The sequence below is a fragment of the Paenibacillus helianthi genome (assembly GCF_001909055.1).
In the GTDB taxonomy this organism is placed as follows: Bacteria; Bacillota; Bacilli; order Paenibacillales; family Paenibacillaceae; genus Paenibacillus_AQ; species Paenibacillus_AQ helianthi.
In genome coordinates, this window is sequence record NZ_LVWI01000025.1 from 46,269 (window position 1) to 60,228 (window position 13,960).

Sequence of the window (13,960 nt, forward strand, 5' to 3'; positions counted from 1 at the left end):
ACCATCAAGTATAATTATTCACATAGGAGGGAAGATCGCATGCATTAGAAGTTGAAAAATTGGAAGCTGCGGCTCCAATGCTTGCTGTGACGCGGTAAAATACTGATGTCCACAAAAACCTCGGGAGAAATTACATGTTTTTCACCCCACAGCGCCATCCGCTCAGCTGTGAAATCTCCACTCTCCTTCACAGCGACTCCACCCGGGGAATACCGCAGTTCCCAGAAGCAGTCAGCCTCCCCTTGCTCCTGGCCTGCCAGCTTGCAGTAGAATGAACGGTCAGGCTCTGCCCTCCAGCTGAGGGTATTGCCCGATACCGCCAGCAGCTCTGCCGTATACGACGATTCCGGATCTTCCACTCTCAGTCCGGCCGGGATTCTAAGCTCGTAGTCCGGTCCGACATTTGCACCGTTAATCCCCACAAAGTTATGGATGTACTCTTCGGTATGCAGAGGTTTGTCTCCCTTGTTCTCCAGCGTGTAGTGAATGTTCAGCCGGTCTTGTTGCAGCAGAATAGTCTTGCTCAAAAGCATGCTGTACCCCCTGCACTCCATAGGCTGAACGGTATATGTAACAGACACCGCGCTCCGTTCCTCTTTGACCTCAAAAGGAATCAGAGGATAGCTCCCGAAAAAATCGTATGGCGCATCGCTTACCTTCTGCAGCAGCCCAACTCCGAGCTTCGGAAACCACTCGCCAACCGCTGCTTCCTCATAACCAATTGCCCGGGAAATGCCGAACTCATTACAGAAGCCCATACCGCCGCTTCCTTGACCTGGAACCAGGCTCTCCGGTACGCCAAAGGTATGTTGCCCCTGCAGTAAAGTCACTCCTGTAATAAATCCGGTCCAATCGAAGCGGGTACCGCTATACTCCCCGACATCGGCAATATCCACCTTAAGAATGCCATTTGTAAGACTGTAAGCCATCTTTGAAACCTTCCTTTCTACAACTGCTAGTCTTGACTTAGCCTATTCTTATTATTAACCATAACATTCATCCAAACGCTACTCTTTTCGGTAACGTATGTTGCCGAACGTCTGTGTATTCAAGTGGAAACGGCTACGCTGTCCTTATAAGGGCAGCATCCGTTTCAGCGAGAAAGAGAAGGATCATCTATTGCGCGTAACATATAAATTCTTATCTTTCAGGAAAAAAGCGCCTGCCGCCGGAGATCCGGCCAACCTGGCGCTTCTTCTATTTATCCTGCTAGACCAGCTCCACCCGCAGGAGGTGAACCTCTCCTTCCGGCAAGGCTGTCAGCAGGCTGCGGGGAATCACGACACCCTCTGAGACGCGCTGAAGCGTCACCTCAGCGCCGTTGAGCATAGCCGAATGTATTTGGTACTCTCCGTAATCTGCGCGGCTTGTGGACACGTAGACGACCTCCAGCACACGTTCCGCGAATATTGTCTTGATCGACGCCTGGCCTTCCTTATCGAACTGCTCTTTCATCAGCTTGGGCTGAAGAAGCAGATCACCCAGTTTGCCTTTGACGCCGAACACCTCTGTCACCATAGTCAGCAGCATCCAGCTTGCGGAGCCGGTCAAATACGTGTACATCCCTCTGCCCTGTTCATTAATGTACTCGGGAATGCCGGGGTACATCCGGCTGAGTTCGAAATTGGCGCTCAGGCTGTACAGTGAATCCAGCACCTTGCGTCCTTCTTTAACATAGCCGCGCTTATAAAGTGCGTTCCCGTACATCACTGTCATATGGCTGAACATAGCTCCGTTCTCTTTGTGCCCAAAAGCAAACCCGAATGCACGGCCCAAATTCTGCTGAATGCCGCCAAAGTTCGAATTCAGCCGGTACCCGATTTTCTCATCATACAGATTGCGCTCCACGGCTGCAATGATCTGCGGAATCTGCTCAGGTGAGGCCGCATGGCCGAGGAGCGGGAACACCTGCCCCGTCAGTGTCATTCGGACATTGTTTTCGAATTCTCCCTCGACACGTTCGCTGTCATTATTATAATAGCCATTGAACCAGCCGTCTCCTTGTCCGCTCTGTATCCACTCGCTCCGGCGCAGATGTTCGAATATCCACTCTGCTTTATGAGCCAGATCATCCGCCACCTTTTCCACAGCAAGCTCTGCACGTCTGCCGCTCACCTTGTTGGGTGCAGCAGCATAGTACCGGTCGAGGAGCGCAAGCTTGGCAGATACGGACTCATAATCCACCGCTACATGCAATGAATCCAGCAGCAGCGTTATTTCTTCTGCCAGCTCCAATATTTCAAGCCCTTTGTACTCTTTCAGCGTGCGCAGCAAACGGGAGAGATCCAGCAGATTACTGGCGTAGAAGGAAGTGAAGGTGACACTCTCACCACGCTGTGCCGCCATATCAAGCCCGTCATTCCAGTCAGCGCCTTCCAACAGAATATTGTTGTGTTCGCCCACGTTGAAGAACGGAACCAGATTCTGTAGCAGAATATGCTCCAGGATCGTCCCCGAATATTGCTCTCCGTTCATGGTTTGAAGAGTGCTGCCAGCGGACACATCCCAGGAAGTATCGCGCTCCCTGCAGCGGGCCATGAACGAATCACGGAAATAGCTCTGCTGCTCAAACAGGAAGTCCAGATCTCCGCTCTGATCCAGGTACAGCATGGTTGTTAGGAACGGCCAAGCCCCGTGGTCCATCCACACGCGCGGAATATTGTTTCGGTCGGCAATGAACTCACCCGGCTGCTGGCCGATAATCGTTGCATTGCTGCCGTCAATTCTCACACCGGCATAGTTATTCAGCAGCAGACTGCGGACATCCGCCGGTTCCATGATCAGCAGCGCCAGACAATCTTGCCAGAGATCACGCCAACCACGTCCACCCCGCCCATAATCATGATACGGTAAAAAAGAATTGCCATAAAGTCTGCGCAGCACCGGCTGCAGTGTGACCCATTTCATCCACTGGTCCGCAGCCGGGTCGCTGGTATGGAACTCCACCGTATTCACCTTATCCGCCCAGAACGATTTATTTTCCTGAAGTCTATTATCAAAAGCATCGATGGAGCCGTATTTCTCCATCAACGCCGAAATATCGATTCTATCATTGCCGATGGCCAGCAAAACCACATAAGAAATACTCTGGCCTGGCTGTAAAGCTACCGTGGCAAACCGCAGCCCTCCAAGCGCTTCGTAGCCTTCCTTATGCACACCTCCACCTGCTCCGACTTGCGGTTCCAGATTCATTACCACCGCTTCCGGCCAATCCAAACTCCCGCCTTCACCGATGAATTCCTCCTGTACCGGGAAGAATCCAACGGGCTGCCCTCCGCCTTCTGCGGCACCAAACACCCCATAAGAGGTGTGATTGACCCGGTGCCCACGCTCATCGAAAGAAAGAGCCGGTTGTACTTCAACGCCATGCGCAGAGGTATAAATCCGGTTCAGCAGTGAAGTGACATGTCGATGGTCGCGCAGATCGTCCGCTGAACGCGCATACAATGGAACCGCCGCTGTCGGCGTTATCGTGGTTTCCTCTGCCGAGGAATTAGTGAGCACAACCTTCATAAGCTCCACTTTATCGTTACCCGCCGGTACATAACTGGTGATTACTGCCCTGATCCCTAACTCCCGGCTCTCACGGGTCACGCGGTGCCACAGCAATCCGGCTTCCAATACGGCATTGTCAGCTTCATCACCATACATCTTGGCATTTTGCCGGGCGGAATTCCCTGCTGCTGACCAGGCGCCTTTACCTTCCACATAGACCCAGAAATTGCGGGAAGCTCGTGAGTTATGCAGGTCCTCCACCGACAAGGGGGGTGTCAGAAAGGTATTATGGCCCGAAGTGACCTGACCGTGAAGCTTAGGGCTGACGGAAGACATCATGCCCCCCTCATTCACCAGAGGAAAATATAAAAAGCTGCTGCGGTCTGGCTGCTTCAGACTGAAATCCCCATTATTCCCGTTAAAAATCCATCCCGTTCCCTTTTGATTCATTGAATTCATCCTTTCTACCGCTCATATTACAGAAACCGGTTTCGATTTTTATTATCACACCGTAGGATTTCTTTGTAAAGTTATTTCTACGGCATCAATTATTTCTATAAAACCCCGTAAACACAGGTATACTCCATATCACATGTGTAGTCCAGATAAGCGAAACCATTTTCGTAAATAGTCATCCACTGAATGAAAGAGGCTATTTCCCGAGTAAGTAATTAGTTATATTTTCATTAATCGCATGCAAACTGTTTCTATGTAAGCGTAACCCAAATTATTAGATGAAAGTTATGGACTTTCACGGGTGGATTTTACGAAAAATCCCGAAAACAGAAACTAATCTTCTGTTCCAGCACCTTTGATCATGTAACTGCCCAAGCTAACTCCCCTCTTCTCTACAGGGAGATTGTAAACAAATCGGATTCACACATTCCTCGAAGCCCCCGGTGTGATTCCAGAAGCCGCTGACGCCCTCGCTACGGCCTCAAAGCCTTTGCTTCATAATTGCACCACTGCGCCGCTGTAAAGCCAATAGAGAGTCGCTCAGCGCCTTCATGTTCATACTGCAGCTCCAATTCCCCACATCTTTGGTTTGCCCACTACTGGCATCTCTTCTTATGAAGAACAAACTCACCCTAACGGGTGAATCCAGCACCTCATTGCCGCAGGTACGGCATTGCTCCTAAATCAAGTGTATTTCTACCTCCCATTCTGCCCGCTGGCCCGTTTATGGCGAGATTTTCCTGTACATCAAAAAGCCCCCGGTTTCCCGGAGGCTTCTTGATTTACTATATAATTATGCGATCTTATACATCAAAGTACAGGGAGTATTCATGCGGATGAACACGGATAGCAACCTCTTGTGCTTCTGCACGTTTCAGAGCGATATAGTTGTCGATAAAGTCTTTGGTGAAGACGTTGCCTTCAGTCAGGAATTCGTAGTCAGCTTCCAAAGCGTCAAGCGCTTCGTTCAGGCTGCCTGGAACGCTGCGGATCTTCTCTTTGTCGGCATCAGACAATTCGTAGATGTTCTTGTCCAGTGGACCGTAGCCCATTTCTTCAGGGTTAATCTTCTTCTTGATTCCGTCCAGACCCGCCATCAGCATAGCCGAGAAAGCCAGGTAAGGGTTAGCAGTGGAGTCAGGAGTACGGAATTCAATACGACAGCCCTTAGGTGTTACAGCAGCTACCGGGATACGGACAGCAGCGGAGCGGTTACCTTTGGAGTAAACCAGGTTAACTGGTGCTTCATAACCAGGAACCAGACGTTTGAATGAGTTGGTGCTTGGGTTAGTCAGTGCGATCAGTGCCGGAGCATGATACAGGATACCACCGATGTAGTGGAGCGCCATTTCACTCAGGTTCGCGTATGCGCCTTTTTCGTAGAACAAAGGCTCGCTGCCGTTGAAGATGGATTGGTGAACGTGCATGCCGCTACCGTTGTCGCCGAACAGTGGTTTAGGCATGAAAGTTGCTACTTTGCCATATTGGCGTGCTGTGTTTTGAACAATATATTTGTAAGTCAGGAGATTGTCAGCTGTTTTCTTCAGGGTGTCAAAACGGAAGTTGATTTCCGCTTGGCCTGCAGTTGCCACTTCATGGTGATGGCGTTCGATTTCAAGGCCTGCTTCAGCGAGCAAACGGCACATTTCACTGCGGATATCCTGTTGGGAATCCACTGGAGCTACTGGCACGTAACCGCCTTTAACGCCTACTTTGAATGCCATGTTGCCGCCTTCGTCTTTGCGGTTGGTGTTCCATGCTGCTTCTTCAGAATCTACGAAGAAAGAAGCGCTGTTCATTCCGCTTTCGTAGCGTACATCGTCAAAGATAAAGAATTCGGATTCAGGTGCGAAGAAAGCCGCTGTACCCACACCGCATGTTTGCAGGAACTCTTCTGCTTTTACCGCGATACCGCGCGGGTCGCGTTCATAACGTTCGCCATCAGGTGTGAAAATGTCACACATAATATTCAGCGTTGGGTGAGCTGTAAAAGGATCGATATATATAGTACTTGGATCAGGCATCATAACCATGTCCGATTCTTCGATACCGCGGAACCCTTTGATGGAAGAACCGTCAAATGCTACACCATTTACAAATGTCTCTTCTTCCACAGCGGATGCAGGCAATGAGATATGGTGAGCACGTCCACCTAAATCTACAAACCGAAAATCCACCCACTCGATATTGTTTTCCTTGATCGTCTGCAACACTTTTTCAACCGACATGAATTAATTCCTCCCCAAGTTCCGAACATTAGGCCGCTCACAGTATCAAATGTTCTTGTTTTTATTTTTTTGCTGTCGTCATTATAAATCTCAAACCTAACATCGTCAATGCTTATGTCAGGTATTTCTGACGACAATGTAAGATATTCTGACGCTTTGGTGAAAAATGCATACCCAGTCGAATCACATGTTACATTCACTCCGCCATACGCAAAAACAGCCCTCTCACCCGCCCGGAAGCGGGATGGAGGACTGGTGAAAATCCTTATAAGGCGCTGTTATTAAAGGGACGGAGCCGCCTCCAGCGAACTTGAGAACTTGCGTCCGACAAGCGGTGCCAGCTTCTCCAAGTCTCTCAGCAGCTTGTCAAACTGCTCAGGGAACAGAGACTGTACACCATCTCCTGTCATCGAGTTATCCGGATCGGTATGCATCTCAATAATCAGCCCGTTAGCTCCCGCAGCCACCGATGCCTTGGCCATTGGTTCAACCAGTTCACGCCGTCCTGTGCCATGACTCGGATCGGAAATAACCGGAAGATGACTCAGGTTCTGGAGTACAGGAATCGCTGACAGATCAAGAGTATTCCGTGTGTACGTTTCGAATGTACGGATACCGCGCTCGCAGAGCATGACATCACGGTTACCGCCGGCCAGAATGTATTCAGCCGCATTCAACAATTCATCGTAAGTCGCACTGAAGCCGCGCTTAAGCAGCACAGGGCGTCCGCAGGTTCCCAGCTTGCGCAGCAAGTCAAAGTTCTGCATATTGCGTGTGCCTACCTGCAGAATATCCGCATGCTCCGCACAAATATCAACATACTCCGGTGTCATCACCTCAGTGATGGTCAGCAGGCCGTGGCGTTTGCCGGCTTCCGCCATCATCGTAAGACCTTCCACACCTACACCTTGGAAGCTGTAAGGACCCGTCCGTGGTTTAAAGGCTCCACCGCGCAGTACCTGACCGCCCGATGCCTTGACCAGACGGGCAATCTCGTCGATCTGTTCCGGAGATTCCACAGCGCAGGGTCCGCCCATGATCACCAGATTCTCACCGCCGATTTTTACACCGCGGATATCAATAATTGTATCCTCCGGATGGAAATCACGGCTGGCCAGTTTGTAGGATTTGGAGATCTTCACCACGTTCTCGACGCCTTTCATCTGACGCAGATGTTCTGCGAGCTTCGGAGTCACGCCGCCCACCAGGCCAATAACGGTATGATCCGCTCCGCGTGAGAGATGGACCTGAAGGCCTTCCTTTTCAATTACGGCGATAATCTCGTTGACCTGCTCCTGTGGTGTTTGATTCGATGTAATGACGATCATATTATAGCTCCCCTTTTGGATGAATATTCTTAAATCGGCTCGAAAGATAAATCACATACTATTTCGCTACGACGCGTGTACGCTTTTAAGCACTAAAGTAATATTAACTCATTCCGCTATATTAGTCAATCTGTAATCAGCCATATCTACTGGACTGTGTCCATATTATGGCTGGTTTCCACTAATCCCCTAAAGTAAATTAAGGGTACACAGGGAAATCCATCCACAACAAAGAGCACACAGCTCCCGGAAACCGGAAGTTGCGTGCTCTCTAAAAAATGTATAAGTTCATTTGGCTACTGGATCAGGTCGTGCTTGCACTCTTATTCTTCACTGGCGGCAGGAGCTTCGCCATGTTCACAGTACGCTTAATTTCCCAGGTATCGGGAAGCGCTGGATCATACTGCTCCAGGTAACTGATCACTTCCTTAGTGATCGGCGTGGGTGTAGACGCACCTGAAGTAACACCTACCTTGGTGATCCCCTGCAGCCACTCGGTCTTCAGCTCGGACATATCGGAAATCCGGTGCGCAGGCACCCCGGCAATCTCCTCCGACACTTGGGCCAGACGGTTGGAGTTGTTGCTGCGCGGATCGCCGACTACGATCACAAGCTCGCATTGTCCGGCCTGCTCCGCCACCGCTTCCTGGCGCACCTGAGTTGCCATGCAGATCTCATTATGCACCTCTGCCCCGGGGAAGGTCTCCAGCAGCTTTTTCATGATATGCTTGATATCCCATTGGCTCATGGTGGTCTGATTCGTAATCACGATACGCGAAGAAGGGATAGACAAGCTGGAAATCTCTTCTTCCTTCTCGATCAGATGGACATGCTCAGGGGCAATCCCGACAGCCCCCTCCGGTTCCGGGTGGCCTTTCTTGCCGATATAGATAATTTCATAACCCTCGTCTACCTTCTCCTTGATGAGATCATGGGTTTTCGTTACATCCGGGCACGTGGCGTCGACCGTGGTCAGTCCTTTGGCACGGGCCAGGCGGCGGACTTCCGGGGATACGCCATGAGCGGTGAAAATCACCGTCCCGCTGTCGACTTTATCCAAAATATCCAGCCGGTTATGTCCGTCCAGAGTGATAATTCCATCGTCCTCAAACGAATGGGTGACATGGCTGTTGTGAACAATCATGCCAAGTATATAAATCGGCCGGGGCAAATCAAGATTTTGCGCGGCCTGCCGTGCCATGACCATGGCATCGACGACGCCATAGCAATAGCCCCGGGGAGAAATTTTGATGACTTCCATGAATTCACCGGCTTTCTGCTGTCGTTGACTGCTTGTAATAGAACCGGTCTAATTATACCCTATTCCAGCGGCGGAGCAAAGAGAAGCGGCAGCCAGATAACAAAAGTCGTACCTTCTCCCTGGCGCGTAACCACCTCAACCGAACCCCCGTGCTCATCAATAATCCATTTGGCGATTGACAAGCCGAGTCCGATTCCTTCCGTGATTCCCCGCGATTCATCCGCACGATAGAAACGGTCGAAGATATGGGGAACTTCATCCTTATCCATTCCGATCCCTGTATCGGCAATACGGATTCCCACCTGATTCTGATAAAAAACAGCGTCCAGTGTAACCTCTCCCTCAGGAGTGTATTTGAAGGCATTATCAATAAAAATAAACATCATTTGCTGCAAATAATCCTTGTTGCCTACGATATATTTGCCATTCAGCTGACTTAGATCCCCAACGGACCAGTCGGCTTGCCGCTGCAGGAATGAAGCCCGGCGGGCCACCTCAGTCATCATCGGCTCCAGCGCTACCGGCTCAATGTCGAAGGTCCGTCCGGTATCGGCCCGGGCCAGCGAGAGCATATCCGCCACGAGCCGGCTCATGCGTTTGGATTCGTCCGCGATATCTTTCACGGATTCAATGGACAGCTGGCGAATCTCGGCTTCCGTCATCCGGCTCTCCTCAGGGTTCATCTCCCATATCTTTTGCAGCAGATCGATATTCCCTCGTATCGTTGTCAGCGGTGTCCGCAGCTCATGCGAAGCATCAGACACAAAGCGGCGCTGAGTCGCATAAGAATCCTCCAGCTCTGTATAAAAGCCTTCCATCCGCCCTAGCATGCTGTTGACGGTCTGGATCAGCCGTCCAATCTCATCCTGTGGTCCATCGTAAACAATCCGCGAGCTGAGGTCAGTTCCCGTCTGAATCCCGTTGGCTGCTTCAATGACATTGCCGATCGGACTCATCGCTTTACGCGCGAGGAAGAGGCCAAAGGTGAAGGCTGCAATCAGGGTGGCGAAGGAGCCGACAAGAAGGATATTCTGCAAATTCTGCATTAGATGGTCCTGTTCACCCGTGTATGCCGCCACCTGAAGCACAGCAGGAAGCGCCCCTCCGGTTGAGGTAGTAACATCAATCGACATCTGATAGATAAGAAAAGGGTTGCCCTCGTAATTTGCACGTATAAACCCCTGTTGATTCTTAACGACATCCTGCTCGGGAATTTTGAACTGAAGACCGAGGTTTTCCATATTGATACTTGGAATCAATGTCTTCTCACTATAGACGTAAATCTGGGCATACAAACTTTGTGCCTGAATTCCCACAAGGTTAAGTTTCACTGTACCATCAATGTTCCAAGACGGCTTCAATTGAACTTGATTCGACTGTTCTTTCAGCCGCTCCTTCAAATCACCATACGTATTAAAATAGACAAATCCGTAAATTGCGGCTGATAAGGCCAGCAGCATAACGGCCAGAATTCCTGAATACCAGGCAGTCAGCCGCAATCGTATCGACATATTAGTCACCTCTTAGGATGTAACCGGCTCCCCGGATCGTCTGAATCAGTCTTTTGCCGCCGTGCTCCTCGGTTTTCTGGCGAAGCATGGCAATATATACTTCAAGCACATTGGATTCCCCGCTGTAATCGTAGCCCCAGATTTTATCCATGATCAGATCGCGGGACAGCACCCGCTTCGGATTCTGCATGAACAGATGCAGCAGCTCGAACTCCTTCGCTGTCAGTTCCAGACGCTTACCCCCGCGGGTTACCTCACGTGAATCTACATCCAGCGTAATGTCCTCGTAGGATACTGCCTGGTCTGTGTTTCCCCCCTGCTCGCTTTTACGGCGCAACAATGCGCGTACACGGGCAAGCAGCTCCTCCAGCGCAAACGGCTTCACCAGATAATCATCCGCTCCCAGATCCAACCCCTTTACCCTATGCTCAATTTCGTCTTTAGCTGTGAGCATGAGTACCGGAACCGTACTGCCACCCTCCCGCAAACGCCGGCAGACCTCGAAGCCATCCACCTGAGGCATCATAACATCCAGCACAACCACATCCGGATCACTGTTCAAAACAGCGCGCAAGCCATCGGCTCCGTTTGTAGCCGTCTTCACATCATACCCTTCAAAGGCAAGTCCCCGGCGCAGCATGGAAATAATCTTTTCATCGTCATCAATAATTAAAATGTTCGGTCGCATCCAAACAGCCCCCATTGTCCAAATCGTCTATCTCTATTGTAACATGATTGCACCAGTTCGCAGCCCGTGCAGCAAAAGCGGAAGGGTTTCCCCTTCCGCTGTGCAATGCACCGTCACGGTGTCTGTTACTGGCGCTGAGTTTGAGTAGTGTTGAAGTCGTTTTTATTGCCAATAGTTACAGAAAGCTCCAGCGTTTTGCCGTCACGGACTACGTCGAGCGTGATTTTGTCACCTACTTTTAGCGTCTGGATGTAGGTAATCAGATCTTGGCTGGTTGCATATTTCTTGCCGTTAACACCTGTAATAATATCGTAAGGACGCAGATCAGCGGTATAGGCTGGCGATTTAAAGATAATGTCGGCTACGACAGAACCTTCTTTAATATTCGTACCCATCTGTTTGGCAACTTCATCGGTAATCGTCATTAGAGAAGCACCAATGAATGGAACCGGTTCTTTAGGGATTTCCTGGTTGGCTTCGAGTTTGTCTACAACATTTTTAATGGTATTCACCGCAATGGCGAATCCGATCCCTTGTGAGTCCGTGCTTACGGCTACGTTCATTCCGATAACCTGGCCATTCAGGTTAAGCAGCGGGCCGCCGGAGTTACCAGGGTTAATGGAAGCGTCCGTCTGCAGAAGGTTTTTATAATTACGGGTACCGCTTCCGTCTTCTTCATTGATATCAATGCTGCGGTTTTTGGCGCTGAGCACACCCGCTGTAACGGTATGGTCAAAACCCTGCGGGTTACCAATCGCTACCACTTCGGAGCCGACCTTAATGCTGTCCGAATCACCCAGCTGTACCGTAGGGAAGTTTTTTCCTTCAATCTTCAGAACAGCCAAATCCAGATCCTTGCTGGTCCCGAGCAATTTGGCTTCATAGGTCTTCGTAGTGCCGTCAACGGTAACCTGAATTACATCGGCCTTGTCAACAACATGCTGGTTGGTCAAAATATAACCTGAGGAATCATAGATAAAACCTGTTCCGATTCCATACGGTGTAAGCTGGGAAGTAGAATTCGAACCTGAATTGGATTCTGAATTCGATCCTGAATTCGACCCGGAAGAGCCGTTGCTGCCAAATTGATCACCGAAGAAAAATTGTGAGAACGGATCACTCATATTCGGATTAGTAGAGTTTCTGCCAGAGTTTGCTTTTACCAAGGTCTCAATTTTGACAACGGCCGGGCCTACGGAATCAACCACTCTCGAAGCATCTGTTGTCCCGGTAAGCAGCGATGTCGTGGTGGTAGACGGTGTAACATTTACGCTTCCATTTGCCGTCTTGGCCGCAGTGTTGGATACAGCCGCAGTAGTGACAGGGTCCCCTGTGAACCAGTTGCCGCGGTCTGCTGCGAACATGGAGCCTGAGAGAACTATCATTCCGGCGAGAAAAGATACCAGTACCGTTTTTACAGGTTTCTTGGGCTTATGGTTGTACTGCCAGCCATTACCTCCATCTGCTCCATTGCCACCCCGCCCGCCGTTGCCGTCCATTCCGGTTGTCCGCAGCGAAGTGCTGTATGGAACCGGTCTGACCGGCTGTGGAGGATTAACCTCTACACGTTCCGGTTCCCGGCGGTTGTAATGCTGCGGATCATCCGGGTTCATCTCATCTTTGTTCAGCGATTTGAAAGGTCCGTAAGAGTAATAGTAGGAAGATCCGGTTTCAGGAGACTCATTATTATTGCTATTGATATTACCGTTATCATTGCTGTTCACGTTGTCGCTGCTATTGCTATCCCATTGCCGCTCCGGAGACGGTTCATTATCACGATTAAAGTTGTTTTCACGATCATAGTTATTTTTGTTATCGTCCATGTTTTTCTTTCCTCCCGCACCTTGCGTATCCGGCAAGGATTAATTTGTTTTCTTGTTCTTATTTTGTACTTTAAACCTTAAGGTCACATTAAAAACAATTTAAGCGGAGATAAAAAGTGGGGGAACCCTAGTATCAGGCAACACCACTATTAAACCCGTATTCTCTTGAATGGACCACTGCGGGTGGAACACGGGTTTAAAGGCGGCTGTATACTTTTCGCCCCGACAATAGGGTCCCTGGCAGGGAAGAGAAATCCGATATTCGCTATGATAATAGCGAATAGAAGCGAAAAAAAGGCCCGAGCACACAAAACGCGCCGGGCCAGAAACAATACCGTTATATTATTAAGATAGCAAGATTAATATTAATAGGACAATATGTAGTGCAACCGGAGTGTGATAGACAGGTAGCCTAACTCAATTACTAGGATTAATATGGTTTAACCCTGAGCCCAGCCCTTGCGGTGAGCATAAATCGCCAGCTGGGTACGGTCATCCAGCTCACATTTCATCAGCAGGTTGCTGACATGCGTCTTTACAGTTTTGATGCTGATATGAAGCTCCTCGCCGATGTCCTTATTGGTCTTGCCTTCGGCAATGAGCAGCAGCACTTCCTTCTCCCGCTCGGTGAGACCCGAAGAATCTCCTTGTACCGTCCGCTGGCGGATGCCGCGGGTAAGGGCTTGGGATACATCACCGGTCATCACCGGCATACCGCGGAAAGCACCTTGAAGTGCGTAGATCAGCTCCTCCGCCGAGACTGTTTTGAGCACATAGCTGACGGCACCGGCTTCAATAGCATCCACGACAAGATCATCCTCCAGGAAGCTCGTGAGAATCACAATTTTGAGACCCGGGAATTCAGCCAATACCGCACGGGTGGTCTCCGCACCGTTCATCAACGGCATCATCAGGTCCATCAGAACCAGATCAGGAAGTGCATCCTTCCCCCAGCTCCGGAGTGTTTTTAAGGCATCCTGCCCATTTGCAGCCTCTCCAATCACTTCAAACATCGGGTCCAGCATCAGATATGTTTTGAGGCCCATCCGGACCATGTCATGATCATCTACAAGCAGAACTTTAATGACACTCATTTTTATCCTCCTCAGTGTTAATATAGCTAAACCTCATGCATACAATCAAACCAGTATCATAAGTACTCTCTTGATC

At 49.9% G+C, this 13,960-nt stretch carries 9 protein-coding genes; all 9 read right to left on the bottom strand.

From position 1 onward, the window contains the following. Nucleotides 1–44 precede the first annotated feature (44 nt). A complete protein-coding gene (locus A3844_RS06895) occupies nt 45–929 on the bottom strand; it encodes a hypothetical protein (RefSeq protein ID WP_074106993.1) in 885 nt (294 codons plus the stop codon). Between the two features lie 280 nt (nt 930–1,209). After that, entirely contained in the window at nt 1,210–3,945 is a 2,736-nt protein-coding gene (locus A3844_RS06900; protein WP_074106994.1) for a GH36-type glycosyl hydrolase domain-containing protein, read from the bottom strand. An 809-nt stretch (nt 3,946–4,754) separates the two neighbouring features. Next, a complete protein-coding gene (gene glnA / locus A3844_RS06905) occupies nt 4,755–6,179 on the bottom strand; it encodes a type I glutamate--ammonia ligase (protein WP_074106995.1) in 1,425 nt (474 codons plus the stop codon). Between the two features lie 281 nt (nt 6,180–6,460). Beyond that, on the bottom strand, nt 6,461–7,507 hold the full coding sequence (gene aroF / locus A3844_RS06910; protein WP_074106996.1) for a 3-deoxy-7-phosphoheptulonate synthase: 1,047 nt from the start codon (nt 7,505–7,507) through the stop codon (nt 6,461–6,463). A 304-nt stretch (nt 7,508–7,811) separates the two neighbouring features. Further along, on the bottom strand, nt 7,812–8,768 hold the full coding sequence (locus tag A3844_RS06915; protein WP_074106997.1) for a 4-hydroxy-3-methylbut-2-enyl diphosphate reductase: 957 nt from the start codon (nt 8,766–8,768) through the stop codon (nt 7,812–7,814). A gap of 59 nt (nt 8,769–8,827) precedes the next feature. After that, nucleotides 8,828–10,279 carry a sensor histidine kinase gene (locus A3844_RS06920; protein ID WP_074084630.1) on the bottom strand — a complete coding sequence of 484 codons (1,452 nt, stop codon included), beginning with the start codon at nt 10,277–10,279 and terminating at the stop codon, nt 8,828–8,830. A 1-nt stretch (nt 10,280) separates the two neighbouring features. Then, on the bottom strand, nt 10,281–10,967 hold the full coding sequence (locus tag A3844_RS06925; RefSeq protein WP_074084631.1) for a response regulator transcription factor: 687 nt from the start codon (nt 10,965–10,967) through the stop codon (nt 10,281–10,283). A 125-nt stretch (nt 10,968–11,092) separates the two neighbouring features. Beyond that, nucleotides 11,093–12,790, bottom strand: coding sequence for a S1C family serine protease (locus A3844_RS06930; RefSeq protein ID WP_083606736.1), 1,698 nt, complete (start codon nt 12,788–12,790; stop codon nt 11,093–11,095). Nucleotides 12,791–13,230: 440 nt separating this feature from the next. Beyond that, a complete protein-coding gene (locus tag A3844_RS06935) occupies nt 13,231–13,884 on the bottom strand; it encodes a response regulator (RefSeq protein WP_074084632.1) in 654 nt (217 codons plus the stop codon). Between the last annotated feature and the right edge of the window lie 76 nt (nt 13,885–13,960).